Origin of the sequence: Yersinia sp. J1 (assembly GCF_050586585.1) — a bacterium.
GTDB lineage: Bacteria > Pseudomonadota > Gammaproteobacteria > Enterobacterales > Enterobacteriaceae > Yersinia > Yersinia entomophaga.
The window spans coordinates 100,880-126,551 of the sequence record NZ_JBOBDP010000004.1; the positions used below are offsets into that span (position 1 = coordinate 100,880).

Below are 25,672 nucleotides of genomic sequence, written 5' to 3' on the forward strand. Positions count from 1 at the left end.
TGGCCTCCTCGCTTGGGGAGGCCAGATTTACTCAGCGGTATCCTTGATAAATTTCAGCCACGCGCTTGAAGTATTCCGTCAAATAATCAATACATACCTGCACTTTCAGCGGCATTTTGTCTTTTTCGGTATACAAAGCGTAAACCGGTCGTGGTTCTGAATGGTAGCGGTTGAACAGCACTTCCACATCTCCCCGTTTAATTTCATCAATAACCCACATCAGCGGCGCATAGGCGATACCGGCTCCGGCTTTGAGCCAACGAATCATGGTTTGCGAATCATTGGTGACAAAACGTCCCTGCGGCGATATCTGGGTGGAAATTCCCTCCGGTGCGGTCAGTTCGAAGTTGCTATCAGGGCGAACGCTGTATTCCAGCCAGGAAAAATTCGCCATATCCGCGGGTTTCTCCGGCGTACCGTGTTGAGCCAGATAGCTTTTTGCGGCGCAAACCACCATCGGCATCGATCCCAGACGACGAGAGAATAGGCCTGAGTCCTGCAAAGCCCCAACGCGGATCACCACATCCAGCCCGTCGGAGATCAGATCCGGAGCCGGAATCCCGGTAACCAAATTGACCGATAGGCCAGGATAAGCTTTCAGCATATCTGCGGTCATGGTTGCCAGCACGTTTTGTGCCATGGTTGAGGAGCAGCCAATGCGTAATGTGCCGGTTGGCGTATTATTAAAAGCATAGAGCTGCTCATGCACTTCCTGCACTTCCTGTAGCATGCGGCGACAGCCCTGATAATAGATACGACCCGCTTCGGTCAGCCCAATGCTACGCGTGCTGCGGTTAAGCAGTTTGACCTGTAGCTCATTTTCCAGTTTGGATACGGTCTGGCTGATGGAAGAAACGCTGATGCCTAACTGCCGGGCGGCGGCGGTAAAGGAACCACACTCTACGACTTTGGCAAAAACCGACATCCGTTTTAATCGTTCCATTGTTCTCTCTGAATGAATTGTTAACTCTGGCTTAAAAGTGATTTAGATCACAGATTGTAGATCAGTTGATAATAAGCAGGCTAATATAAGGGGTCGGGAGAAATAACCTTCGGTGTTAATACGCACCGCCTCAGTTGTCCTCGCACCTTCCTCTGACAGATACCAGCAAGTTTAACACTTCAGGCACCTGATAGTTATTTCAGGTTAGTGCCGCGATCGGTCGAGCGAACGGTGACCTTTCACTCGACGGTATAAATCCAGCGGTAGGGTAAACCAACCGGTACCCAAAAAATAAGGATAAAAGAATGAGTTTGCTTCCGGTGATGGTTGTTTTCGGTCTGTCTTTTCCACCGATATTTCTCGAGTTGCTGATTTCTCTGGCGCTGTTTTTTCTGCTGCGTCGGGTTTTACAGCCGACGGGTATTTATGAATTTGTCTGGCACCCGGCTTTGTTTAATACGGCGCTGTTCTGTTGCCTTTTTTATTTAACGTCTCGTTTCTTTTCCTGAGGTTACCGTGAGTACATTTCTGATAAAAATAATCCGAATCGGTATCACCTTGGTTGTGGTACTGCTGGCCGTAATGGCCATTTTTAAAATCTGGGCGTTTTATACCGAATCCCCCTGGACTCGTGATGCCAAATTTACCGCCGACGTGGTCGCCATCGCGCCCGACGTCAGCGGTTTAATTACCGATGTGCCGGTGGTGGATAACCAATTGGTAGAAAAAGGTCAGGTATTGTTTGTTATCGATCGTCCCCGTTACGAGCAGGCGTTGGCCAGTGCCGAAGCCGATGTGGCCTACTATCAAACATTAGCGGCGGAGAAACAGCGTGAGTCCAGCCGTCGTCTGCGTTTAGGGGTGCAGGCTTTGTCACAGGAAGAAATCGATCAGTCCACCAACGTGTTGCAAACCGTCAGACACCAACTGGCAAAAGCCATCGCGGTGCGCGATCTGGCAAAACTCGATTTGGAAAGAACCACGGTGCGTGCGCCAGCTCAGGGTTGGGTCACTAACTTGAATGTTCATGCTGGTGAATTTATTACCCGAGGCGCTACTGCGGTAGCGCTAGTGAAAAAAGACACGTTTTACGTACTGGCCTATCTGGAAGAAACCAAGCTGGAAGGTGTACGCAGAGGGGATCGCGTCGAAATCACCCCGTTGGGTAGTCATCGTATTATGCACGGCACCGTCGATAGCGTATCCGCAGGGGTGACTAACAGCAGCAGCAAGGCCGATAGTAAGGGGCTGGCGACGATCGATAATAATCTGGAATGGGTTCGTTTAGCTCAGCGTGTGCCGGTAAAAGTTCGTTTAGATGAGGAAGATCAACAGCATCCGTATCCTGCGGGCACCACTGCCACCGTAGTGATTACCGGGCCGAATGGTCGCGAGCCAAGCCATGCTTCGGGTTTGATTCAGCTAATGCATCGCCTGCGTGAGTTCGGCTAAGGGGAAGTATGTTCACTAGCCAAAGGTTTATCCGCTATCGCTTTGCGTTCAAACTGAGCTTTGCCATTATAGCGGCGCTGTTTCTGGGCTTCCATTTTCAGTTGGAAACTCCGCGTTGGTCGGTGATGACGGCGGCGATTGTTGCTGCTGGACCAGCCTTTGCTGCCGGTGGCGAACCTTTTTCCGGCGCTATTCGTCACCGCGGCTGGCTGCGGATTATTGGCACATTCATTGGCTGTATTGGTGGCCTGATCATTATCGTTCTGACCATAAGAGCACCGGTACTGACGCTAATACTGTGCTGTGTTTGGGCTGGTGTCTGTACCTGGATTTCCTCGCTGGTGAAAGTCGAGAATTCCTACGCTTTCGGTCTGGCTGGCTACACCGCATTGATCATCATTGTGACTACCGGAGAAACGCCGTTGCTAACGCCGCAGTTTGCGGTGGAACGCTGTAGCGAGATTGTGCTGGGGATCGTCTGTGCGGTGATCGCGGATCTGCTGTTTTCTCCGCGATCCATCAAACAGGATATCGATCGACTGATCGATAAACTGCTGGTGGATCAGTATCACCTGCTGCATTTGTGCATCCACTCTGCGGATAAAGAAGATATCGACCGTGCGTGGAATGATTTGGTGAAAAATACCAGTGCATTGAAAGGGATGCGTAGCTATCTGATGATGGAATCCTCACGCTGGCAGCGCTGCGATCGCCGCTTACAGGCGTTACACGGCCAATCCCTCGCTATGATTACTCAGGCCTGTGAAACCTATTTGATTTTGATTAATCATCCTGATTATCTAACCGATGAACTGAAAGCGCTACTGAGTACACCCGCAGATAACTGCGGCGATATTCATAAGCAAATGAAAGTGTTACGTCAGCATTTCGCGGGTAGTCACAGTAGTGCCGTGCCTTTGACCATCAGTAGCTGGGTTGGTGCCGCCACTCGCTATTTATTGCTGGCGAAGGGCATTCATACCAACAGCAGTATTAGCAGCGTTGAAGAAGAGCTGTTAACCACCGAGCCTGAAATAAAACACACCTCGGCGGAGGGCCATCACGCGATGATCAATGGCCTACGCACCGGTATTGCTACTGCGATCGGCGGCCTGTTCTGGTTGTGGACCGGCTGGACATCGGGGGCGGGCTGTATGGTCATGATAGCGGTTGTAACCTCTCTGGCGATGCGAACGCCCAATCCGCGCATGGTGGCGATGGACTTTCTCATCGGTATGTTAATGGCGTTGCCGATGGGAGCGCTGTACTTCATGTTTATTCTGCCTTCGACTCAGCAAAGTTTACTGCTGTTATGCATTAGCTTGGGGTTACTGGCATTTATTATCGGCGTGGAAGTGCAGAAACGGCGGCTGGGCTCCTTGGGCACGCTGGCGGGTACTATTAACATTTTGGTGCTCAGCAACCCCATGGAATTCAACGTTAGCCTGTTTCTGGATAGCGCCCTCGGCCAGATGGTCGGCTGTTTTGTTTCTCTGATCGTGCTGCTGCTGATTCGTGATAACGCTAAAGTGCGTACCGGTAGAACGTTGCTCAACCGTTTTGTGTACAGCGCGGTGGCGGCTCTGACCACTAACCAAGCCCGCCGCAGCGATAACCATTTGCCAGCGTTATATCAGCAGCTCAACCAATTGCTGATGATGTTCCCCGGTGATATCGCCAAGTACCGTTTGGCTCTGTTGCTGATTGTCGCTCATCAAAGGCTGAATAATACCGAGATTCCAGTCAACGCCGAGTTAAGCGCCTTCCATAAACAGATTCGCCATACCGCCGATCGGGTGATGACGTCGAAAAACGAGCAAAAGCGACGCCACTACTTTTTCCGTCTGCTACAGGAATTAAGTGATTACCAGCAAAAACTGGTTGAATATCATGCTCCTGTCTCTGTTACTCAAACGGTCAAACGTCTTGCAGATATGTTGCACAGATACCAGCACGCGCTCATTCAATAAGCTATTGGCGGCAGGGAGCCTGTTTTCCTGCCACCATCAAGGGCTATACTCAACTCACGCTCCCCCCTTCCTCGTTGCCTATTGTGGGCAGCCCTTTGCCGATCAGGAGGCCTAAAGATGTCCGCTTCAACACATCTGGATAATCCGTTACAGAAACATGAATTGTTTAAAACTGGCTACTATGTCGGTGGAAAATGGTATCAGGCCGCAGAAACCTTTGATGTATTGAACCCAGCCACGGGTGAATTGGTGGCTCAGGTGGCTAAAGCCGGTAAAAGTGAAACCGAGGCGGCGATCAAAGCAGCCCATGAGGCTTTCCCTGCCTGGCGTAAAACGCCGGCCAAACAGCGTGCCGAGATTCTACAGCGCTGGTATCAGCTTATCGTCGAAAACCGTCAGTATCTGGCCGAATTAATGGTCGCAGAGCAAGGTAAGCCCTTGAAAGAAGCTTTGGGTGAAGTAGATTATGCCGCCAGCTTCATTCAGTGGTTTAGTGAGCAGGCTAAACGTGCCAACGGTGAAATTATTCCTCCGGCAAAAACCGGCGCGCGTATCTTTGCCACTCGTGAACCGGTGGGCGTAGTCGCAGCGATTACGCCGTGGAACTTCCCGCTGGCGATGCTAACTCGCAAGCTGGGTCCTGCGTTAGCCGCGGGCTGTACCGGTTTGATTAAACCTGCCAATAACACTCCGCTTTCTGCTTTCGCACTGCTGGCTCTGGCAGAGAAAGCCGGTGTGCCGGCCGGCGTGTTAAATGGCGTTGCTGGCGACACTCACGCCATCAGCGATGTCATTATGGCCAGCCCGAAAGTGCGTAAAATTTCCTTTACCGGCTCCACCGAGGTTGGCAAAACCCTAATGCGCAACGCCGCAGAAACCATGAAGAAAATCTCGATGGAATTAGGGGGAAATGCGCCTTATATCGTCTTTGACGATGCCGATCTGGATGCGGCAGTTGCCGGAGCTATGGCTTGCAAATTCCGCAATGCTGGTCAGGTTTGCGTCTGCGTCAATCGCTTCTATATTCAGGATGGTATTTACGAACAGTTTGTCACCCGTTTGGCTGCCGAAGTGAAAAAACTTAAAGTCGGCAACGGGATGGATGAAGGGGTAAACCTGGGGCCGCTAATCAACTCTGCTGGCGTAAAAAAAGTTGAGGATCACGTCAAGGACGCATTGGCGAAAGGCGGGAGTCTGCTGGCGGGCGGTGAACGTCACGCATTGGGTGGCAACTTCTTCCAGCCTACTGTCATTGCCGAGGCTACCGAAGAGATGAAAGTAGCAAGTGAGGAAACTTTTGGCCCGCTGGCAGCCTGCTTCCGTTTCAAGACCGAAGAAGAAGTGATTGAGCGCGCGAATAACACACCTTTCGGTCTGGCGGCTTACTTCTATACTCAAAATTTGAAAAGAGTATTCCGCGTGTCCGAGACGCTGGAAAGCGGCATGATCGGCATTAACGATAGTTCGGTTTCTACTGAATTAGCGCCTTTTGGCGGTGTGAAAGAATCTGGTTTGGGTCGTGAAGGTTCGGTGCTGGGTTTGGATGAGTTTATGGAAGTGAAAACCTTACATTTAGGTAATTTATAGCCAATAAATCAACGGAAAAGCGCTGGCGCTCATCGGCGTCAGCTCTCTTTTTTAGCCGAGCAAATTGATTGGGAAAATCATGAACAAACGTCTGGTGGGAATTCTGGCGGCGGCGGTGGTATTAATTGTCGCGGTCATTCAGGGAAACGAGCGGGGAACAGCGCCGGCCTCTGTGCCGACGTCAACACCGGTGATAGCGCAGGCCGATAGTCAGGAGCAGACGCGTAGCCATCAGCAGAGTAATAAAGTCAGCCGAACTGACTCTATCGACCAACTGACCCAGCATGAAAAAGTGGTGAAATACCTAAAACAAAACAACCGGTTGCCGGATTTTTATATCACGAAAAAGCAGGCGCGTGAGCAAGGTTGGAATCCGAAAGACGGCAATTTATGCCAGGTATTACCGGGGAAAGCTATCGGTGGCGATCGTTTTTCAAACCGTGAAGGTTCGTTACCCAAGGCGAATAATCGGATATGGCGTGAAGCGGACGTCAACTATCAGTGTGGCCATCGGGGAACGGATCGGCTGCTCTATTCCAATGATGGCCTGATTTATCTGACTCAGGATCATTATAAGAATTTTGTTCGGGTGGAGTGAGAAGATGGTGAAAGTGACGTTTGATTTTGACCATATCGCGGATCTTCCCGCATTTTATCACGATTTTTCGCAGAAGTTTTCTTTGGGCGAAGATTTCGGCGCCAATCTGGATGCATTGTGGGATACGGTAACCGGAGCTATCAGTTTACCGGTGGAAATTGAGTTTATTCATCTCAATCACCGCCGGAAACGGCGTTTTGGCGCGATTATTCTACTGTTCGAAGAGGCGGAAGAAGAATTGTCTGGCAGTTTACGCTTTAATATTTGTTAGTCGGAACCGGGGTCTGTGGCAGACTCCCGGCTCCGTCCGATCATAGCTGCTTCTCGGAAAGTTCACGCAGGTACTGGAAGATTTGACGGAATGCTTTTGGCGGCTTGTTGGCTGCCTTTTCTTTCTGGGCATTACGGATCAAACTACGCAGTTGCTGGCGATCGGCATCGGGATACAGATCCAACACGGTAGGCACCGCGTCATCACCTTCCTCTACCAATCGGTCGCGCAGCACTTCCAGTTTATGGAACAGCGAAACCTGCTGATTATGGCGGTTTTTTAACTTATCCAGTGCGATCTGAATGGGTTCAACATCACGGGCGCGCAGCATTTTACCGATCAATTGGATCTGGCGGCGACGGCCTTCTTTTTTGATCTTCTGCGCCAGTTCAATGGCAGCCAGCAGATCTTCGTCCAGCGGGATTTTTTCCAGCGCGTTTTTGCCCAGCTCTACCAGCTCGGTGCCCAGATCTTTCAGCGCTTCGGCATCGCGTTTAATTTCACTTTTACTGACCCAGATAATCTCATCATCATCTTCATTTTTATCTTCTGGGACTTCGTCTAGCCAGTCTTCGGGCTGTTTGTTCATGGTGTCATTCCTTAAAAAGAGGCTAATCCTATCAGGTTGTTGGCTTTCTGCGAAATTGTACGCAGATCCTGTTAGACTCAAAGCCATGGCGCTCTACATTTTATCCGTGTAAATCGTCGTATTACTACGCCGTCACGGCACTTTCCTGAACGATTATCTCATTAATTATGGCAGATCGATGAAAGTAGTCACTCAAGTTGCAGAACAGCGTAAAACGCTGGAACAAGCTGTTGCACAAGCTTTGGAACTGGCTCGCGCCAGTTCGGATGCGGCCGAAGTCGCCGTTACTAAAACTACGGGTATTAGCGTCAGCACCCGCTTTGGCGAGGTGGAAAACGTGGAGTTCAACAGCGATGGTGCGCTGGGGATTACCGTTTATCACCAGCAGCGGAAAGGCAGCGCGTCCACCACTGATTTGAATCCAGACGCAGTGGCCCGCACCGTCCAGGCTGCGTTGGATATCGCTCGCTATACTTCGCCGGATCCTTATGCAGGCCCGGCAGATAAATCCTTGCTGGCGTTTGATGCGCCGGAGTTGGATCTGTTCCATCCCGCGGAGTTGGACGCCGATCGCGGCATTCAACTGGCAGCTAGAGCCGAGCAGGCGGCATTAAAGGCCGATAAGCGCATTACCAATACCGAAGGCGGTAGTTTTAACAGTCACTATGGCATCAAGGTTTTCGGAAACAGCCACGGTATGCTGAAAAGTTATTGCTCAAGTCGCCATTCGATATCCAGTAGCGTGATTGCAGAGTTTGACGGTGATATGGAGCGTGATTACGCTTACAGCATCAGCCGCCGGTTGGAAGATCTGGCCAGCCCAGAGTGGGTCGGCGCAGAGTGCGCTCGTCGCACCCTGTCTCGCCTGTCACCGCGTAAACTGCCAACTATGAAGGCTCCGGTGTTATTTGCTGCAGAAGTCGCTACCGGCCTGTTTGGGCATTTGGTTTCAGCCATTAGCGGCGGGAATATATATCGCAAATCTACCTTTTTGCTCGATCATCTCGGCAAACAGATTTTGCCTGAATGGCTGACCATCGAAGAGCATCCGCACCTGTTGGGCGGGTTGGCTTCTACGCCTTTTGATAGCGAAGGGGTACGTACCCAGCGTCGCGAAATTGTGAAAGACGGCGTTCTGCAAACCTACCTGCTTACCAGCTATTCGGCGCGTAAACTGGGTCTGAAAAGCACCGGTCATGCTGGCGGAATCCATAACTGGCGTATTGCTGGGCAAGGGCTGGATTTCGCCGGAATGCTTAAGAAGATGGGCAGAGGCCTGGTAGTAACGGAACTGATGGGTCAGGGCGTAAGCACCGTAACCGGTGATTATTCTCGCGGTGCCGCCGGTTTCTGGGTGGAGAACGGTGAAATTCAGTATCCGGTCAGTGAAATTACCATTGCAGGTAATCTTAAAGACATGCTGCGCAATATGGTTAGCGCAGGCAGTGATATTGAAACACGCAGTAATATTCAGTGCGGTTCAATATTACTTCCAGAAATGAAAATTGCTGGTGAATAATCCTTTGGATTTTTTTCGTTAATCACGCTCGATTAGCGGGAATGGGTTCAAATATTGTGGCATAAAAATCTGTAGTAAAATGGTCGATGGCTAATGCCCTCGGCCATTTTTATGTCTCATTGCTGCTACCATTAAATTTTCAGTGTTTTACAAAAATTCTATTGCCTGTTTCCCTGCTAGCCACCTATGTTATGAGTGATACAAACTATTAACAATAATTATAAGGAGCGTGAGCATGAGTCAGAAATTAAAAGTGTTAGTGGCCGCCATACTGCTAAGCGCTAGCACTTTGGCAATGGCAAATGATATTGCGGAAGATATGGATACCATTGCGAGCAATTACAGTGCGGTTCTGAAAACCGATTCGCTGGAAAGCTTCAAACAAGGCCTACAGGGGATGCGCAGCGCGGCGTTGGATGCGCAGAAAGGCATTCCGCCTAAATTAAAGGGCAAGGCGCCAGATAGCGCAGAAGTACAAGATTATCGTCATGGATTAACCATACTGATCGGTCAAATCGATCAATCTCTGGCTTTAGCCGATCAAGGCAAGCTGGAAGAGGCGCGAAAGGTGGCGCAGGAATTCAAAGACACCCGCAACACTTACCATAAAAAATACCGTTAAGATGCTATAGCTTGAAAGAATGAGTCAGGCTAAATAATGAGTGCGCTTAAGGAATAAAGAGTATTGAGAAGTAAATGGATTTAACACTTGATGCATAAAAGGGTGAGAGATCGACGATCTACCACCCTTCATCGCTAAAACGCGAAGGTATTAACGGTGATATTCACCGGCGGCTTCTGGTTGATACAGCAGTTCTAATACCTTAATGCGGGCTTCATCCCCACCCGGCAGTTTCCAGTTAATCTCATTATCAACATGTAATCCCAGTAATGCGGCGCCGAGCGGAGCCATAACCGAGATTTGTTCGTTACTATCTTTCAGCGATGCGGGGTAGACCAGCGTGCGAATATGCTCTTCCTGATTATTCAAATCACGAAAACGAACCCGGCTATTCATGGTGACTACGTCAGCAGGTATTTCTGACGGAGGCAGAATGTCAGCGCGATCCAGCTCTTCATTCAGTGCATCGGCAATCGCTGTGTCAGCAAAAGCAGGTTGTGCCAACAACGCATCCAAACGTTCGGCGTCCAGCTCGTTAATCGTGATGGTTGGCTTGGTCATACCACTCTCCAATTCAAGTACAGAAAACATAAAAACAACACCCCCGCGCCATAGGAGAGGGGGTGTTAGAAAATATCAGATTATTAGTCTGATACTAGGCGCTTCTGGCGAGAAAAGAAAGAGATCCGGATCACGAAGCTTTTCTTGCTTTATCTTTTGATAAAAGGTGATCTTGATCTCGTTATTTTCCATAATTGCCATTTTTTATGCTGAAATAAAATAAGGATATTTATTCTCTTACCCTGTTTTCCCTATTTAATCTTCTTATAAAATAGCTGAATCATCGCAAGTTCTAAGATTTTGCATGATATTTTCCTGTTATTTCTTCGGCGTTTTTTTCTGTTTTATCGTTTATAAACATTTATGGATAGCGCTAGCTTTAAAAAAGTGAAAATTCACTGGGAAGGCCCAGTACCGCGGATTTTGCGAATTGGATCAATATTGCTCACTTTATTTCCACTTCGAACTGGAAAAAAACAGGCTACATACTTTTTACGCTTAGGGGTAGGGTAAGGCTATAGCGTAAAGGAAAGGAATAAGATTTAACGCCATGAACTTTTCTTTGCAGTCAGAAAATAAATCAGCACAGTACAGAGGAACGCTAGCGTGAATGATGGAGCCGTATCTGTAAATACTGAGAATAAACTCGATGTCGATGATGGCATTGAGAAAACTCAATGGTTATTGGCGGATATAATGGCCATGCTGAATGCCGAGAATATTTATACCAATGATGTTCAGCAGCAGATGTTGACCTCACATATTCGGGCTATGGTGCTGCGCTCTATTACTGGTGAACCACTGCCGGAAGTGGATAAGTCATTATTTGACGAAATATCAGCAGATTCAATGAGAATGGCTCAGCAAGTAGTCGATTCATTGGGGAATTTGCCCATTGAGGAAGCCTATTTATTGTCCGTGCATTTTGAAGTAGCCAAAGATAATAATTCATAAATTCAGCCTTGGAGAAAAAATTATGAGTCAAATTACCGTTGTGATTGGCGACCGTTTGGGTAAAGGTCAGAAAGTCGGTCAGGGTATTGAGTTGGCCGGGGCAAAATCTGTTGTGATTCCTGGCGTTGCCGCAGATATGAAATTGGGCGATGTGATGAATAAAGAACAGGCTGACCTCGGTATTTCATTTTGCGGCAGCGGTGGCGCAGGCGCTATTACGGCACAAACTAAATATGGCTATAAAGCGAAATACGGAATGCGCTCTATTGAAGAGGGCGTAACGGCAATAAATGAAGGTTGTAAAGTATTAGGTTTTGGTTTTATGGATAAAGAAGAACTCGGTCAGAAACTGGTTGAAGCTTATATTAAGAAACATGGCAATCCGTAATGAAAGAACAATATACCACCCAGGTTCAGGTCAAAGGGAAAGGGGATACTAAAGCTAAGGCTTTCGCCAGCGCATTAGGTCATGTCCAGAATACGGTATTGAAGTCGACACAAAATATCTTATTACGCATTGAACCCCAGGACGTGAAGGTATTAAGCGCGGAAGAGTCGGTAAAAAAAGAGAAATTTCTGTTCTTCTTTCTTCCCCGCGAAAAGAGGACTTATACCGTAGCCTTAGATATTACCGTGAGCGTAACAATCATTAATACAGATAAGGTTGTTTTCGTCTCTAAATAAAAACGTTGGCTATAAATGAAAGGATATACTGATGTTTTTAATCATTCTTTTTAAGTCGATTATCATCGGCGGACTGGTTGGTGTCGGCGTCGGTGCCGGTGCAGCGCGAATGTTTCATGCGCCTACGGTTCAGGGCATGGGCGCATTTCGTACCTTGGGTGAACTGAACTCTTGTGAAGGCGATCCAGCCTCGCATTTCTCCTTTGGTTTGGGCTTCTTCTTTAACGCATGGGCGTCTTCCGTTGCGGCGGGTGCGTTTACGCAAGATGTTGACCATCGCATTATTCCTAACTGGGGTGCAGCAGCATTGATGATTAAAAATCGCAATGTGGCCGAGACCATGCATAACCCGAAAAAAATGGCGATTGCCTGCGGCATTATTGGCGTTATCGTTGTTAGCTTCTTAAATACCACCGCTTCGGCTGTACCGGAAGCATTGCAGGTTACCGCAATTAAAGTATTGGTACCGGCGGCTAATATTCTGGTGAATACCGTGATGCCGGTTATTTTCTGGCTGGCGGCTATTGATGCCGGTCGTCGTTCCGGTTTCTGGGCCACTATTTTTGGCGGTCTGGCTCAGTTAATTATGGGGAACGCTGTTCCAGGTCTGGTTCTGGGTATTTTAATCGGTAAAGGCGTAGAAGAAAGCGGTTGGAATAAAGTCACAAAAATCATGATGGCAGTTATTGTCTTACTGTTTGTTTTGAGCGGTTTCTTCCGTGGCTTTGACATGAAATTCCTGGAGTCATTCAGTCTGGGCGTTCCAGTCTGGCTCGACAGCATTCATAACGCATTAAGCGGTAAATAACATTTCTACAGGAGCTTGATGATGGATGAACAAACCAAAGACGGTTTTTGGTATGCCGACTGGTCATTCCCGATATTTGTTGGCGTATTATCTTCCGGCGTTTTTGCTGGTACCCATATGTATTATCTCTATGGGATTGGCGCATTTAACGAAGTGGCTTTCGTTTCCATGTTGCGAGCAGGTATGGATACCGGCGTTTATGGTGCAGTAGCAGCATTCGGTGCCAGCTTCTTATTCGCACGCATTATCGAAGGCTCGCTGGTAGGTATTCTGGATATTGGTGGGGCGATTCAAACCGGAGTAGGTTTGGGGGTTCCTGCATTATTATTGGGCGCTGGATTTGTTTTCCCCGTAGCCAATTTTGCAGCTTCACTGGTCACTGGGTTAGTTATTGGCATTGCTATCGGTTATCTTATTATTCTGGCTAGAAAATTCACCATTAATCAGAGTGATTCAACTTACGGCGCGGATGTCATGATGGGCGCAGGTAATTCATCCGGACGTTTTCTTGGACCCTTGATTATTCTTTCTGCAATGGCAGCTTCTATTCCTATCGGTATTGGTTCTTTGGCTGGCGCATTATTGTTCTATTTATGGAGCAAGCCAATTACCGGTGGTGCGATTTTAGGCGCGATGATTTTAGGTTCTCTATTCCCGGTCGCTATTTCTTGATATTACGGGGCGAAATTAAATGATCAATTTTGCCCCATCATCATTTAGCCACTCACATCTTGTTACCCGGATATTTAACGGAGAATAAAGATAATGCATGACTTTATTATCAAACGGGCAAGGTTGGTTGAAGGGCATCAGGTCGATATCGTTATTGATGACGGCAAGATTACTTCAGTTTCACTCTGTAATGAAAATCCTATCGACTTTCTTTCTGCCAAGGCAACCATAGATTTGGCGGGGCAGTACTTTGTCAGCGCAGGCTGGATTGATTCACACGTTCATTGCTACCCAGCTTCGCCAATTTATCATGATGATGCGGATTTAATTGGCGTGGCCAGCGGCGTGACTACGGTTATTGACGCGGGGAGTACCGGTGCCAATGACGTGGATGATTTTTATACCTTGACGCGAGCGGCGAAAACACAGGTTTACGCGTTTTTAAATATCGCTAAAACCGGCATTGTGACGCAAAACGAATTAGCCGATATGGAGCAGATCGATAAATCCAGCGTAAGCGAGGCAATCGCTCGCAATCCCGGCTTTATTATTGGGATTAAGGCTCGGATGAGCAGTAGCGTCGTGGGGAAAAACGGCATTAAGCCTTTGGTTCGAGCCAAAGAAATCCAGCAAGAAAATAACCAATTACCTTTGATGGTACATATTGGCAATAATCCGCCGGATCTAGATGAAATTGCCGATTTGCTGACCCAAGGGGACATTATTACCCACTGCTATAACGGTAAACCCAACCGTATTTTGACCCCGTCCGGTACGCTGCGGGAGTCTATTCAACGCGCATTAAAACGTGGTGTGTTATTGGATGTCGGTCACGGCAGCGCCAGTTTTAGTTTCGATGTTGCTGAGCAGGCGATTAAACAGGGAATTTACCCTCACACCATCAGTTCTGATATTTACTGCCGCAACCGTATTACCGGGCCGGTGCACAGCTTGGCAACGGTGATGTCTAAATTCTTTACCATTGGTCTTAACCTCGAACAAGTTATTCGCTGCGTAACAGAAAATGCCGCGCAGGCATTACGTTTGACCGGTAAAGGGGTATTAGCCGCAGGCTTTGATGCCGATTTAACTATATTCGAAGTGAAACAACGGCCTCAAGTATTTGTCGATTCAGAAGGTAAATCCGTAACCGGAGAGAAATATTTGCTGCCATTGGCTGCGGTTGTCGCCGGTGACTTGGTGTTAACTGACGAAGGGAAATCTCACGATGTCTTCGATCTATGAAAAGTACCAGCTAAAAAGCGTGATTAATGCATCCGGTCGGATGACGATTTTGGGCGTTTCTACACCGCGGCAGGACGTGGTCGAAGCCGTTGCATTCGGGCTAAATCACTTCTTCGAAGTTAAAGATCTGGTGAATAAAACCGGTGCTTATATTGCAGAGCGACTGAATGTGGAAAGCGCGGTGGTCGTTTCCTGCGCTTCGGCAGGAATTGCGCAGTCAGTAGCTGCCGTTATCGTGAAAGATAACGCCAATTTATTGGTTAATCTGCAAGCTGCGGTATTGCAAGTCCCCCATGAGATCGTGTTGCCAAAAGGGCACAACGTTAATTTCGGCGCCCCGGTGGATACGATGGTGACCCTCGGTGGCGGTAAAGTGGTGGAAGCGGGCTATGCCAATGAATGCTCTGCCGATCAGCTTGAAGCGGCGATCACGCCGAATACTGCGGCGATTTTGTATATAAAATCCCACCATTGCGTACAAAAAAGCATTTTGTCAGTTGAACAGGCAGTTGTGGTCGCGCGTAAGCACCAACTGCCACTGATTGTAGACGCGGCCGCCGAAGAAGATCTGGCCTGCTACTATCAGATGGGCGCTGATTTAGTGATTTATAGTGGCGCGAAGGCAATTGAAGGGCCAACGAGCGGGTTAGTCTTGGGCAAAAAGACCTACGTAGATTGGGTTAAGCTACAGTCGAATGGTATTGGTCGGGCGATGAAAGTGGGTAAGGAAAGCATTATTGGCCTGACTCAGGCTATCGAGAGCTATATTCAACAGGAACAGACCACCGGCCAGCAAATGGTTGAAAAAATGACGCCATTTATCAGTCAGTTGAATGCTTTGCCAGGTATCTCCGCCAAAGTGGTATGGGATAGTGCCGGTCGGGATATTGCCCGAACCGAAATCAGCTTCGACGAAGTCAAAATTGGGCGTTCAACGCCAGAGTTGGTCGCAGCTTTGATGGACGGCGATCCGGCGATTTATTTCCGCGCGTACAAAGCAAATGAAGGCAAGATTGAGGTGGACGTGCGCAGTGTCACGTCAGCACAGCTTGAGGTCATTTCTACCTGCATTCAACGCTTGGTTCAGGGAGATTAATCGATGAAATTGACCCCTAATTATTACCGAAATCGAGTTTGCCTCAATGTGCTAGCGGGTTCCAAATCCAACGCGCAGGCTATTTGGCAGGCGGCTGAAGGTCATGTTTTGGTTGGTGTTTTATCTAAAAACTATCCGGACGTTGAAAGTGCGGTCAGCGATATGCGCGAATATGCTGAACGGATAGACAATGCGCTGTCAGTAGGGCTTGGCGCAGGGGACCCAAATCAATCCGCTATGGTGAGTTTAATTGCTCAACAGGTGCAGCCACAGCATGTTAATCAGGTATTTACCGGCGTAGGCCCAAGCCGGGCGCTGCTTGGTCAGTGGGAAACCATAGTGAATGGATTGATTTCACCGACTGGAAAAGTGGGATACGTGAAGATATCCACTGGCCCACTGAGCGCCGCTGCGCCGGATGGGATTGTTCCGGTAGAAACCGCCATTGCCATGTTGAAAGATATGGGCGGCAGCTCGATTAAGTTTTTCCCGATGGGTGGGTTAAAACACATTGAGGAATACCGCTGTGTGGCCGAGGCCTGCGCCAAACATGATTTTTGGCTGGAGCCGACGGGCGGCATCGATCTGGAGAATTTTGAGACAATTTTACAGATCGCTCTCGATGCCGGAGTCAGCAAAATTATTCCTCATATCTATAGTTCAATTATCGATAGCGAAACGGGTGATACACGCCCGCAGGACGTTATCACGTTGCTGAACATAGTAAAAAGAATCGTGGCATAAGCTTTCAGAAGGGGCATCGCTGAGATGCCTCATTCTTTATCGGGTGTGGTGTAGGCTGTTTTTACCTGTAAATCTGGATGTTAGGTTAGCTAGACCCATACCCTGGTCGCGTCATAGTGATAAGGGAAAAATATGCGTAACAGGCCATTCCTCTCTGAAACATACCCTGCGTCTAATGTCATTCCGCCGCGTTTACTTGCGGTTGGCCTTTCTTTGGCTCTATTGGCAGGATTTCATCCATCTTCTTATGGGGCATAAAAATCTAGCGGAGCGGAAAATTTGAAGCAATTTGCGTATGTCGGCACCTATAACCCGAACGGCCAAGGCGTTTATCGACTACAGCTCGATCCTGCATCCGGTGAATTAAAGAATAAAACGCTGGTTAGTGAACTGGCGAATCCGGCTCAGTTAGTGGCGGACGCTCAGGGGAAGACGCTGTATGTCGCCAGTGAGGTATCGGATTACAACGGCGGTAAACACGGTTCAATTGCAGCCTACCGTGTCGATCCGCAAGACGGCGGCTTAACTCTGTTAAATCAGGTTGATGCGCAAGGTGCGGGGCCGGTTTATTTGTCTCTGACGCCTTCGGGGAGCCATTTATTTGTGGCGAACTATGTCAGTGGTTCTGTGGCGGTTTTTCCTTTGGCTACGGATGGAAAAATAGAGGCGGCCAGCTCTGTTCATCAAGATGAAGGCCCAGCGGGAGCGGCTAAACCGGCTGCTGCGGTTGAAGGTAGTTTTGCCGCCAGCGATCATAACGGCCCTCATGCTCATATGATCGCCTGCGATCCCAGCGGGAAGTTTGTTTTTTCCACCGATCTGGGTCTGGATCGGATCTATCAATGGCATTTTGATCCAACAACGGGTGCATTAACACCCAATGAACCGCCCTATATCAGTGCATCTTCTGCGGGCGCTGGCCCACGTCATTTTGTTTTCCATCCGAATGGAAAAGTATTATTTCTGATTAATGAAGAGGCCTCTACGCTGACCAGTTACCGTCTGGACACTCAGAAAGGGACGTTGGAACAAGTAGTTAGTGTGTCATCGCTACCAAAAGCGTTTCGAGGAACCAATTTTGCAGCGGGTTTAACACTGTCAAAAGATGGGCGTTTCCTCTACGTGGCAAACCGTTTGCATAACAGCATTGGGCAGTTTGCAGTAAATGGCGAGGGGGATCTCAAAGCCATTGAGGAGGTATGGACGCGTGGTGATTACCCGCGTACGTTGGTTTTAGATCCCGGTGGTCACTACCTGTACGCAATGAATCAACGTAGCGATAACATAACCCGGTTCAAGGTGGATCAAAGCAGCGGAAAATTGAGCTTTATTCCTGGTTACATTCCGGTGGGTAGTCCATCGCAAATGATTTTTACGCCATTGGCAAAAGAGTAGCACTGGCAGGCTGTTCCTCCCGATAGGAGCAGCCTGTATTCGGCAGAAATGCCCTACATCAGCGGAGAGGCGCAGTGAGATTTCCTTATCAACGTTTGGCTTATATGTTCGATGCGCTGCAATCTGAAACTCTGCCGCAGGATGAACTGGCAAAGCGCTTTGCCGTTTCGACCCGAACGGTACGAGCTGATATTACTGCGCTGAACGATATTCTTGAGCACTATGGTGCGCGTTTTATTCATAATCGGGGATTTGGTTATCGATTAATGATCGATGATGCCGAACGTTTTCAGGTATTGCAGCAGCAAACGCCTAAGACGAACCTGACGCCGCGTACCGCCGCCGAGCGGGTTCAGTATTTGCTCATTCGCTTTCTGACCTCAGCCTTTGCACTGAAGCTGGAGGATTTGGCTGATGAATGGTTTGTAAGCCGTGGTACGCTGCAAAGTGATATGGCTGAGGTGAGAGAGCGTCTGGGAAGTTACCATCTGACCATAGAGGCTAAGCCTCGCTATGGTATGAAGCTGTTTGGCACCGAGCTAGCCATTCGTTCCTGCCTGACCGATTTACTGTTTCAGCTGCATGTTCAGGACAGCGACAACCCACTGTTAAAACATGTTTTTCTTAGCAATGCGGCGATGCCGGCGCTGACCGATTTATTGCACCAATTATTGTCTCAATACGCCGTGCGATTGTCTGATGAAGGTGAGCAGTACCTGATTTTTTACTGTGCGGTGGCGGTAAAACGTATCGCTGAAGGCTATCCGCTATCTGATTTTGATGCTGAAGATGTAGATGAAGCGGTAAAACTGGCTTCCGGACGTTTGGCCAATGAGTTACAGCTATTGGCTGGCAAAGAGATTTCAGCGGCAGAAGAGGCTTATCTTCGGGTGAATATTGCCGCACGGCGGATGGAAATCAGCGAGCCTAGTACCAGCCAGCCCAGCGAAATAAACGCGGACGATGAAGAAACGCTGGTGGATTACATCCTTTCGTATATTAACTCTCACTATAACTATAATTTGCAGGATGATAAGCAATTACGCATCGATTTGCTGACCCATATCAAGACGATGATTACGCGGGTTAAGTATCAGATCACTATCCCTAATCCACTGTTATCTAATATCAAACAGCATTACCCAATGGCCTATGATGTAACGCTGGCTGCGGTTTCCAGTTGGGGGAAGTATTCCCCTTACAGCCTGAGTGAAAATGAAATTGGCTATTTAGTACTGCATATCGGGGTAGGGTTAGAGCGGCATTATAATATTGGTTATGAGCGTCATCCGCAGGTCATGCTGGTGTGTGATACTGGAAATTCGACGATTCGTATGATTCAGGCGCAAATTTCCCGCAAGTATCCTCAAATCGTGGTAACCAGGACGGTATCTCTACGGGAATATGAAAATATAGCGACTATTGCCGAAGATTTTATTATCTCCAATGCGCGTTTAACGGAAAAAAATAGGCCGGTAGTGGTGATGTCGCCTTTTCCAACGGAATATCAGCTGGAGCAATTAGGAAAACTGGTTTTAGTCGATCGCACCCGGCCTTATATGTTGGAAAAGTTCTTTGATGAAAACCATTTTGTGCGGGTTAATGAACCGCTGACTCAGGCGCAGTTGTTCAGCAAAGTTTGCCAGCAACTAGAGCTTGAAGGTTTCGTCGATGCGGATTTTTACCCTTCGGTAGTCGAGCGGGAAGCTATCGTTTCCACCATGCTGGGGGAAGGAATCGCTTTACCTCACTCCCTTGGCCTGTTGGCTAAAAAGACCGTGGTGGTAACGCTTTTGGCTCCGCAAGGAATTGCGTGGGGGGAAGGGGAAACGGCCTACGTTATTTTCCTGCTGGCAATCAGTAAAAGTGATTATGAAGAAGCGATGGCTATCTACGATCTGTTTGTTACCTTTGTCCGTGAACGCTCAATGAGCCGTCTGCTCAGTAGCCAGAACTTTGAAAGTTTTAAAGGCATTGCGATCGATTGTTTAGGGCGCATCTAATCCCGAAAATAAGAGAGCGTAGCCATTTTTTAATACCCCATATCATGTTGCCAGAATAAAAGCAGGAGGATATTCAACCTCCTGCTATCTGTTTGGGATACTGGCTATCTGACCGTTATTGCCAGCCGTAGCGGCGGACAAACCAGCCTTTTACCAACTGCGTTGTTACCATATAACCGGTCAGAATCACAATCAGCCATGGGAAATAGCTGAGCGGCAGAGCCTGCAACTGTAGGAAACCAGCCAGCGGAGAGAAGGTTAAACCGATACCCACCACGACCACTGCCAGCGTCATTAAACACAGAGGCCATGAAGCGCGACTTTGAATAAACGGAATCTTTTTGGTGCGAATCATGTGCACAATCAGCGTTTGGGACAGCAAACCTTCTACAAACCAACCGGACTGGAATAAAGTCTGCATTTCTGGCGTGTTGGCCTTAAATACCCACCACATCAGAGAAAAAGTCAGCACGTCGAATATCGAACTTATCGGGCCAAAGAACACCATAAAACGCCCCAAATCGCCGGCGTTCCAGCGTTGTGGTTTGGTCAACTGATCTTCATCGACGTTATCAAATGGAATCGCAATTTGCGAAATATCATACATCAGGTTTTGCACCAGCAGATGCAGCGGCAACATCGGTAGGAAAGGTAAAAAGGCGCTGGCAATCAGCACGCTGAATACGTTACCGAAGTTGGAACTGGCAGTCATTTTGATGTATTTCAGCATATTGGCAAAGGTGCGGCGGCCTTCAATGACCCCTTGCTCCAATACCATCAGGCTTTTTTCCAACAGGATAATATCCGCCGCTTCTTTGGCGATATCTACCGCAGAATCCACGGAAATTCCTATGTCAGCCGCCCGTAAAGCTGGCGCATCATTGATACCATCGCCCATAAAGCCAACGACATGACCTGCAATACGGAGAATTTGCACGATACGTTCTTTGTGTAGCGGTGTCAGCTTGGCAAATACCGTAGTAGCGTGGGCGGCGGCGGTCAGTTCCTCGTCGCTCATTTGCTCAATATCGCTACCAAGCAGTACTTGAACGACGGAAAGCCCGACTTCTTTACAGACTTTTCGCGCAACCAGCTCGTTATCACCGGTAAGAATTTTGACGGTCACGCCGTTTTGTTTCAGCGCCCGCAGAGCGGGTTCAGTGCTTTCTTTCGGTGGATCGAGGAAGGCAATGTAACCCTCCAGAATCAGGTCGGACTCATCGGCTACGCCATAGTCCAGATGATTCGCCGGTAAGATTTTATTGGCCACGGCGACAACTCGCAGCCCCTGTTGATTTAACTCATCGGTAATGCGGCGAATACGAGTCAGCAGCATTTCGGTCAAAGGAATAACTTCATTGCCCTGACGAACATGGCTACAGATGGTGAGCATTTCTTCCAGCGCACCTTTGCAAATCAGTTCGTGATAATCGGCTTGAATGGCCACTACCACCGACATGCGGCGGCGTTCAAAATCAAAGGGAATTTCGTCTACTTTACGGTAATCGAGCAGCGCTTTGGTGGAGGCAGATTCCGCCATTGCGCTAAGAACCGCGACATCCAGTAGGTTTTTCAGACCGGTCTGGTGATAGCTATTCAGCCAAGCATAATGCAGCACACGTTCGCTGTTGGCGCCAAAGACGTCGGTATGGCTTTCCAGTACGATTTTATCCTGCGTTAGCGTACCGGTTTTATCGGTACACAAAATATCCATCGCGCCAAAGTTTTGAATCGCATCCAAACGTTTCACAATGACCTTTTGCTGCGACAATTTCACCGCACCTCTAGCCAGAGTGGACGTCACGATCATCGGCAGCATTTCCGGCGTTAAACCGACGGCTACCGAAAGGGCAAAGAGTGCCGCCTCCCACCAATCGCCTTTGGTGAAGCCATTGATCAGTAAAACAATAGGCGTCATCACCAGCATAAAACGAATTAGCAGCCAACTGACTTTACTGATGCCGCTTTGAAAGGCATTTGGCTGCTCATCCTGATGAGTGACACGTTCGGCCAACTGACCGAAATAAGTCTGATTACCGGTGCCGATAACGATAGCCAGCGCCGATCCGCTGACCACATTGGTTCCCATAAAGCACAGGGTATCTCGTTCTAATGGGTTAGATTCATCGGGATAACGGCTGGTAGCGATTTTTTCTACCGGCAAGGATTCGCCTGTCAGCGCAGCCTGGCTGATAAAAAGATCTTTGGCGAGCAAAATACGCAGATCCGCCGGGATCATATCTCCTGCTGAGAGTTTGATGATATCGCCGGTAACCAATTGGGAAATAGGGATTTCCCGATGCTCGCTTTTCCCGGTATGGGCATCGCTGCGAATCACCGTAGCGGTATTGCTAACCATGGCTTTCAAGGCGTCGGCGGCCTGGTTGGAGCGGGCTTCCTGAATAAAATGCATCAGAGTGGAAATCAGCACCATAGCGCCGATGACCAACGCGGCGGTCAGATCTTCGGTTGCGTAGGAAATCAGCGCTAGCAGCGTTAACAGCAGATTAAAAGGATTGCGATAACAGTGCCACAGATGTAACCACCAAGGCACAGCTTGCTGATTTTCAATGGTATTATCGCCAAGGCGTTGGCGAATGGCGTTGGCTTCCGGCTCTGTCAGCCCCTCCGGATGACTGCTAAAACGGTCATAGAGCTGCTGCGGCGTTTCATTGGCACAGTGCAGGCGTTGCTGCGCCAGTTCTGCGGGAAGTTCTTTGGCCACACCTTTTTGCGGCAAGCCGTCCAGCATAGCTTCGCGGCGGATAAGGCGGCGTGGCAGACTGCGGCTCAATGCGTTAAGCATTTGCCGGGCGAGGTTTTTCACTTTCATTATGCTGAACCTGATTACATCCACGACAAAACTGCCGTGGTAATGGCAAAAATATTGCTAAGCAGGAACGAGCGAATCTATGACACGTTACTGCCTACCAGATTGTTTCTGGTAAGGCAGCAGCGAAAACGGAGCATCACCTTACCAGAGCCACCCGTAGGGGGCCGATTGGGGAACGGGGTCCACTGGGTAATTAACCTCCGGTAAGACAAAAGATAGGGTAGGCGCTAGGCGACATCCACCCGGTGACAAAAACCTTTACAGAATCACTCCGCGTAAAGGTAGGAAATCTGTGTATCTAACGGCATGATACCTTTCACTTTTTGATCCATAGCGCCGTTGGCTATTTTTACTTAACCCATCGATTTAATGGGCTAAGCTTTCAGGGATTCCCGCTATTGGGGCCTGAGTGTGGCTCAAAATTTATTGGGTATATCATGAGTCATACTTTTGATTATAGGCGGGATAACCTTTCTATTATCAGGGTAAAGATAAATAATTAGTCCAGTTTATACTTTTTAACCTAAACCTTAGGTAAACCATGCAAAACCGTCTGACGATCAAAGATATTGCCCGTATGAGCGGCGTGGGGAAATCCACGGTATCGCGTGTATTGAATAATGAAGGCAGCGTTAGCCCGCAAACCCGTGAGCGGGTGGAGGCGGTTATCCGTCAACAAGGGTTTACGCCATCTAAATCAGCGCGGGCAATGCGCGGTCAGAGCGATAAAGTGGTAGGGATTATTGTTTCGCGTCTGGATTCTGCTTCTGAGAATCAGGCGGTACGAACCATGTTGCCGCTATTTTATCAGCAGGGCTATGATCCTATCTTGATGGAAAGCCAGTTTGATGCAGAGCTGGTTACGGAGCACCTGAATATTTTGCGCCAGCGTAACGTTGACGGTGTGATTGTATTTGGTTTTACCGGCTTGACCGCTGAAATGCTTGCGCCGTGGCAGGATAAAATGGTGGTGCTAGCACGTGAATATCCCGGTTTTTCTTCGGTTTGTTATGACGATGATGGTGCGGTGACGTTATTGATGGACAAACTGCGCAAAGCCGGTCACCAGCACATTAGCTATATCGGCGTACAACCCTCTGATGCCACCACCGGTATGCGTCGCCATCAATCCTATTTGAACTACTGCCAGCGCCATGGATTGACCCCAACGGTGACGTTAGGTGAGCTCAGCTATCAAAGTGGTTTTCAGCAGGCAGCTCAGGTGATCAAACCCGACACGTCTGCGCTGGTTTGTGCTTCGGATACCATCGCTTTAGGCGTCAGTAAGTACCTGCAACAGCAGGGGAAACAGCATATTCAGGTGTGCGGAATCGGTAACGCGCCTTTGCTTAACTTCCTGTTTCCTAACTCATTTTCTGTTGAATTAGGTTATGGTAGTGCGGGCGTTCAAGCGGCTCAGCAACTGCTCGGACAGTTAAATAATGGCCTCGCTATTCAGCAGATCATCATCCCCGGGAAACTGATCTGATCGATCCAATTGATGCTTTTTTTGCTGGTTAAGTAAGCAAAAAAAGCCGTTAAATTGTGATCTTCGGCACAGCTTGGGAACGTTCCCATTTCATAAAAACAAATCAGTAGCTAATCTTTAATGAGCCACTAATTTAATTATTCGCGTGTTTATTTCAGTCAATGCGCGGGATCCCACCTTATGAAAGGTACGTTGAAATGAGCAAAGTAAAGCAACAAGACATCGATCAACTGATCGTATTGGTGGGAGGCAGGGAGAATATTGCCACTGTCAGCCACTGTATTACCCGGCTGCGTTTTGTCTTAAACGATCCGGCCAAGGCCGATCCAAAAGCTATTGAAAACTTGCGGATGGTCAAAGGCTGCTTTACCAACGCCGGTCAATTTCAAGTGGTTATCGGGCCAGATGTTGATGATTACTACAAGGCTCTGATTGCCACCATTGGTCATGCCGAAGCCGATAAAGAGCAAACCAAGTTGGCGGCGCGGCAGAACATGACCTGGTTTGAACGCGGTATTTCCCATTTCGCCGAGATCTTCTTCCCGTTGTTACCGGCGCTGATTTCAGGCGGGTTGATCCTCGGTTTCCGCAATGTGATCGGCGATATTCCTATGTCCGACGGAATGACGCTGGCGCAGGCGCATCCGGCGTGGAAAACCATCTACGATTTCCTGTGGCTGTTGGGCGAGGCGATTTTCTTCTATCTGCCGGTGGCGATTTGCTGGTCTACAGTGAAAAAAATGGGCGGTACGCCGGTATTGGGTATCGTACTGGGGATTACGCTGGTTTCGCCGCAGTTGATGAACTCCTACATGCTGGGACAGCAACTGCCGGAGGTATGGAACTTTGGTTGGTTCACCATTGAGAAAGTGGGCTATCAGGCACAGGTTATTCCCTCCATTTTGGCAGGGCTAGCCTTAGGTTGGATTGAAGTCAATCTGAAGAAAATCATTCCTGCTTACCTGTATCTGGTTATTGTTCCGGTTGTTTCTCTGTTATTGGCCGTATTCCTGGCGCATACGTTGATTGGGCCGTTTGGCCGTATGATTGGCGATGGCGTGGCTTGGGGAGTGAAAGCGGTAATGACCGGCAGCTTTGCGCCGATTGGCGCGGCTCTGTTTGGTTTCCTGTACGCGCCGTTGGTGATTACCGGGGTGCATCAAACGACCTTGGCGATTGATATGCAAATGGTTCAAAGCATGGGCGGCACGCCGGTGTGGCCATTAATCGCTTTATCCAATATCGCGCAGGCTTCCGCAGTACTGGGCATTATCATTATTAGCCGCAAAGTTAACGAACGCGAAATTTCGGTTCCAGCGGCGATTTCGGCCTATCTGGGCGTTACCGAGCCGGCTATGTATGGGATTAACCTGAAATATCGCTTCCCAATGCTGTGTGCCATGGTGGGTTCCGGTATCGCTGGTCTAATTTGCGGTTTAAGTGGCGTTATGGCGAACGGTATTGGCGTCGGCGGTTTGCCGGGAATTTTGTCCATACAGCCGAAGTTCTGGGCGATTTATTCGTTGGCGATGCTGGTGGCGATTATTGTGCCATTGTTCCTGACTATTCTGGTTTATAAACGCAAAGACAGCCGTGGGGAATTACCGGTCTGATATGCGTCGAGCCCCGTACCGATT

At 48.7% G+C, this 25,672-nt stretch carries 23 protein-coding genes and 1 pseudogene; 20 read left to right on the forward strand and 4 right to left on the reverse strand.

The genetic code is table 11. The features are described 5' to 3' along the window. Positions 1-31: 31 nt before the first annotated feature. Complete coding sequence (gene aaeR / locus ACQ4OC_RS08910; protein WP_049597964.1) at positions 32-943, reverse strand: HTH-type transcriptional activator AaeR; 912 nt, start codon at positions 941-943, stop codon at positions 32-34. 305 nt (positions 944-1,248) lie between these two features. Here aaeR and aaeX point away from each other — a divergent pair, with 305 nt between their 5' ends. The 6 genes from aaeX to ACQ4OC_RS08940 all read left to right on the forward strand — a co-directional run bounded on the left by aaeX (position 1,249) and on the right by ACQ4OC_RS08940 (position 6,821). Further along, complete coding sequence (gene aaeX, locus ACQ4OC_RS08915) at positions 1,249-1,452, forward strand: p-hydroxybenzoic acid efflux pump operon protein AaeX (protein WP_064515417.1); 204 nt, start codon at positions 1,249-1,251, stop codon at positions 1,450-1,452. A 7-nt stretch (positions 1,453-1,459) separates the two neighbouring features. Next, positions 1,460-2,395, forward strand: coding sequence for a p-hydroxybenzoic acid efflux pump subunit AaeA (gene aaeA / locus ACQ4OC_RS08920; protein WP_064515415.1), 936 nt, complete (start codon positions 1,460-1,462; stop codon positions 2,393-2,395). Between the two features lie 8 nt (positions 2,396-2,403). Next, positions 2,404-4,365 carry a p-hydroxybenzoic acid efflux pump subunit AaeB gene (gene aaeB / locus ACQ4OC_RS08925; protein WP_064515413.1) on the forward strand — a complete coding sequence of 654 codons (1,962 nt, stop codon included), beginning with the start codon at positions 2,404-2,406 and terminating at the stop codon, positions 4,363-4,365. 117 nt (positions 4,366-4,482) lie between these two features. Then, the gene (locus ACQ4OC_RS08930; protein ID WP_120805648.1) at positions 4,483-5,952 is read left to right on the forward strand and encodes an NAD-dependent succinate-semialdehyde dehydrogenase; all 1,470 of its coding nucleotides are present in this window, start codon (positions 4,483-4,485) and stop codon (positions 5,950-5,952) included. Positions 5,953-6,031: 79 nt separating this feature from the next. Then, on the forward strand, positions 6,032-6,550 hold the full coding sequence (locus ACQ4OC_RS08935) for a ribonuclease (protein WP_064515409.1): 519 nt from the start codon (positions 6,032-6,034) through the stop codon (positions 6,548-6,550). 4 nt (positions 6,551-6,554) lie between these two features. Continuing rightward, a complete protein-coding gene (locus tag ACQ4OC_RS08940) occupies positions 6,555-6,821 on the forward strand; it encodes a barstar family protein (protein ID WP_064515407.1) in 267 nt (88 codons plus the stop codon). A gap of 40 nt (positions 6,822-6,861) precedes the next feature. Here ACQ4OC_RS08940 and yjgA read toward each other — a convergent pair whose 3' ends face one another. Then, positions 6,862-7,410, reverse strand: a complete 549-nt coding sequence (gene yjgA, locus ACQ4OC_RS08945; protein ID WP_064515405.1) for a ribosome biogenesis factor YjgA — start codon at positions 7,408-7,410, stop codon at positions 6,862-6,864. Between the two features lie 178 nt (positions 7,411-7,588). Between yjgA and pmbA the strand changes: the two genes are divergently transcribed. After that, on the forward strand, positions 7,589-8,929 hold the full coding sequence (pmbA, locus tag ACQ4OC_RS08950; protein ID WP_064515403.1) for a metalloprotease PmbA: 1,341 nt from the start codon (positions 7,589-7,591) through the stop codon (positions 8,927-8,929). Between the two features lie 235 nt (positions 8,930-9,164). Next, the gene (gene cybC / locus ACQ4OC_RS08955; protein WP_430971106.1) at positions 9,165-9,551 is read left to right on the forward strand and encodes a cytochrome b562; all 387 of its coding nucleotides are present in this window, start codon (positions 9,165-9,167) and stop codon (positions 9,549-9,551) included. A 150-nt stretch (positions 9,552-9,701) separates the two neighbouring features. Here cybC and rnk read toward each other — a convergent pair whose 3' ends face one another. Further along, positions 9,702-10,112 (reverse strand): nucleoside diphosphate kinase regulator, encoded by a 411-nt coding sequence (gene rnk / locus ACQ4OC_RS08960; RefSeq protein ID WP_064515400.1) that lies wholly within the window; start codon positions 10,110-10,112, stop codon positions 9,702-9,704. Positions 10,113-10,718: 606 nt separating this feature from the next. Here rnk and ACQ4OC_RS08965 point away from each other — a divergent pair. The 10 genes and pseudogenes from ACQ4OC_RS08965 to ACQ4OC_RS09010 all read left to right on the forward strand — a co-directional run bounded on the left by ACQ4OC_RS08965 (position 10,719) and on the right by ACQ4OC_RS09010 (position 19,713). After that, entirely contained in the window at positions 10,719-11,066 is a 348-nt protein-coding gene (locus ACQ4OC_RS08965; protein ID WP_064515398.1) for a PRD domain-containing protein, read from the forward strand. Between the two features lie 22 nt (positions 11,067-11,088). Continuing rightward, positions 11,089-11,454, forward strand: coding sequence for a glycine-rich SFCGS family protein (locus ACQ4OC_RS08970; RefSeq protein ID WP_430971107.1), 366 nt, complete (start codon positions 11,089-11,091; stop codon positions 11,452-11,454). Then, complete coding sequence (locus ACQ4OC_RS08975) at positions 11,454-11,750, forward strand: DUF4312 family protein (protein WP_430971108.1); 297 nt, start codon at positions 11,454-11,456, stop codon at positions 11,748-11,750. Before ACQ4OC_RS08970 ends, ACQ4OC_RS08975 begins: the two co-directional genes overlap by 1 nt. Before the next feature lie 31 nt (positions 11,751-11,781). After that, positions 11,782-12,558 carry a DUF4311 domain-containing protein gene (locus tag ACQ4OC_RS08980; RefSeq protein WP_049597934.1) on the forward strand — a complete coding sequence of 259 codons (777 nt, stop codon included), beginning with the start codon at positions 11,782-11,784 and terminating at the stop codon, positions 12,556-12,558. A 21-nt stretch (positions 12,559-12,579) separates the two neighbouring features. Next, positions 12,580-13,230, forward strand: coding sequence for a DUF4310 family protein (locus ACQ4OC_RS08985; protein WP_064515392.1), 651 nt, complete (start codon positions 12,580-12,582; stop codon positions 13,228-13,230). A gap of 93 nt (positions 13,231-13,323) precedes the next feature. Further along, positions 13,324-14,475 carry an amidohydrolase/deacetylase family metallohydrolase gene (locus tag ACQ4OC_RS08990; protein ID WP_064515390.1) on the forward strand — a complete coding sequence of 384 codons (1,152 nt, stop codon included), beginning with the start codon at positions 13,324-13,326 and terminating at the stop codon, positions 14,473-14,475. After that, the gene (locus ACQ4OC_RS08995) at positions 14,459-15,571 is read left to right on the forward strand and encodes a DgaE family pyridoxal phosphate-dependent ammonia lyase (RefSeq protein ID WP_120805657.1); all 1,113 of its coding nucleotides are present in this window, start codon (positions 14,459-14,461) and stop codon (positions 15,569-15,571) included. Before ACQ4OC_RS08990 ends, ACQ4OC_RS08995 begins: the two co-directional genes overlap by 17 nt. Positions 15,572-15,574: 3 nt before the next feature. Further along, complete coding sequence (gene dagF / locus ACQ4OC_RS09000) at positions 15,575-16,315, forward strand: 2-dehydro-3-deoxy-phosphogluconate aldolase (RefSeq protein WP_064515387.1); 741 nt, start codon at positions 15,575-15,577, stop codon at positions 16,313-16,315. Positions 16,316-16,537: 222 nt separating this feature from the next. Next, positions 16,538-17,710 (forward strand): annotated as a pseudogene (locus ACQ4OC_RS09005) (lactonase family protein). A 74-nt stretch (positions 17,711-17,784) separates the two neighbouring features. Continuing rightward, positions 17,785-19,713, forward strand: a complete 1,929-nt coding sequence (locus tag ACQ4OC_RS09010) for a BglG family transcription antiterminator (protein WP_430971109.1) — start codon at positions 17,785-17,787, stop codon at positions 19,711-19,713. Positions 19,714-19,828: 115 nt separating this feature from the next. On the opposite strand, the gene mgtA is transcribed toward ACQ4OC_RS09010, so the two are convergent. After that, positions 19,829-22,546 carry a magnesium-translocating P-type ATPase gene (mgtA, locus tag ACQ4OC_RS09015; protein WP_430971110.1) on the reverse strand — a complete coding sequence of 906 codons (2,718 nt, stop codon included), beginning with the start codon at positions 22,544-22,546 and terminating at the stop codon, positions 19,829-19,831. A 541-nt stretch (positions 22,547-23,087) separates the two neighbouring features. Between mgtA and treR the strand changes: the two genes are divergently transcribed. Further along, on the forward strand, positions 23,088-24,035 hold the full coding sequence (gene treR, locus ACQ4OC_RS09020; RefSeq protein ID WP_064515381.1) for a trehalose operon repressor TreR: 948 nt from the start codon (positions 23,088-23,090) through the stop codon (positions 24,033-24,035). Between the two features lie 197 nt (positions 24,036-24,232). Beyond that, the gene (gene treB, locus ACQ4OC_RS09025; protein WP_064515379.1) at positions 24,233-25,648 is read left to right on the forward strand and encodes a PTS trehalose transporter subunit IIBC; all 1,416 of its coding nucleotides are present in this window, start codon (positions 24,233-24,235) and stop codon (positions 25,646-25,648) included. Positions 25,649-25,672 lie beyond the last annotated feature (24 nt).

What these genes read in the sequence shown, in the direction of transcription:
- ACQ4OC_RS08975 (WP_430971108.1), top strand. Translation starts at nt 11,454, where the DNA reads ATGAAAGAACAATATACCACCCAGGTTCAGGTCAAAGGGAAAGGGGAT.
- dagF (WP_064515387.1), top strand. Translation starts at nt 15,575, where the DNA reads ATGAAATTGACCCCTAATTATTACCGAAATCGAGTTTGCCTCAATGTG.
- ACQ4OC_RS08985 (WP_064515392.1), top strand. Translation starts at nt 12,580, where the DNA reads ATGGATGAACAAACCAAAGACGGTTTTTGGTATGCCGACTGGTCATTC.
- yjgA (WP_064515405.1), bottom strand. Translation starts at nt 7,410, where the DNA reads ATGAACAAACAGCCCGAAGACTGGCTAGACGAAGTCCCAGAAGATAAA.
- ACQ4OC_RS08995 (WP_120805657.1), top strand. Translation starts at nt 14,459, where the DNA reads ATGTCTTCGATCTATGAAAAGTACCAGCTAAAAAGCGTGATTAATGCA.
- mgtA (WP_430971110.1), bottom strand. Translation starts at nt 22,546, where the DNA reads ATGAAAGTGAAAAACCTCGCCCGGCAAATGCTTAACGCATTGAGCCGC.
- aaeB (WP_064515413.1), top strand. Translation starts at nt 2,404, where the DNA reads ATGTTCACTAGCCAAAGGTTTATCCGCTATCGCTTTGCGTTCAAACTG.
- ACQ4OC_RS08930 (WP_120805648.1), top strand. Translation starts at nt 4,483, where the DNA reads ATGTCCGCTTCAACACATCTGGATAATCCGTTACAGAAACATGAATTG.
- ACQ4OC_RS08935 (WP_064515409.1), top strand. Translation starts at nt 6,032, where the DNA reads ATGAACAAACGTCTGGTGGGAATTCTGGCGGCGGCGGTGGTATTAATT.
- aaeR (WP_049597964.1), bottom strand. Translation starts at nt 943, where the DNA reads ATGGAACGATTAAAACGGATGTCGGTTTTTGCCAAAGTCGTAGAGTGT.
- treB (WP_064515379.1), top strand. Translation starts at nt 24,233, where the DNA reads ATGAGCAAAGTAAAGCAACAAGACATCGATCAACTGATCGTATTGGTG.
- ACQ4OC_RS08980 (WP_049597934.1), top strand. Translation starts at nt 11,782, where the DNA reads ATGTTTTTAATCATTCTTTTTAAGTCGATTATCATCGGCGGACTGGTT.
- treR (WP_064515381.1), top strand. Translation starts at nt 23,088, where the DNA reads ATGCAAAACCGTCTGACGATCAAAGATATTGCCCGTATGAGCGGCGTG.
- cybC (WP_430971106.1), top strand. Translation starts at nt 9,165, where the DNA reads ATGAGTCAGAAATTAAAAGTGTTAGTGGCCGCCATACTGCTAAGCGCT.
- pmbA (WP_064515403.1), top strand. Translation starts at nt 7,589, where the DNA reads ATGAAAGTAGTCACTCAAGTTGCAGAACAGCGTAAAACGCTGGAACAA.
- ACQ4OC_RS08970 (WP_430971107.1), top strand. Translation starts at nt 11,089, where the DNA reads ATGAGTCAAATTACCGTTGTGATTGGCGACCGTTTGGGTAAAGGTCAG.
- rnk (WP_064515400.1), bottom strand. Translation starts at nt 10,112, where the DNA reads ATGACCAAGCCAACCATCACGATTAACGAGCTGGACGCCGAACGTTTG.
- ACQ4OC_RS08990 (WP_064515390.1), top strand. Translation starts at nt 13,324, where the DNA reads ATGCATGACTTTATTATCAAACGGGCAAGGTTGGTTGAAGGGCATCAG.
- aaeX (WP_064515417.1), top strand. Translation starts at nt 1,249, where the DNA reads ATGAGTTTGCTTCCGGTGATGGTTGTTTTCGGTCTGTCTTTTCCACCG.
- ACQ4OC_RS08940 (WP_064515407.1), top strand. Translation starts at nt 6,555, where the DNA reads ATGGTGAAAGTGACGTTTGATTTTGACCATATCGCGGATCTTCCCGCA.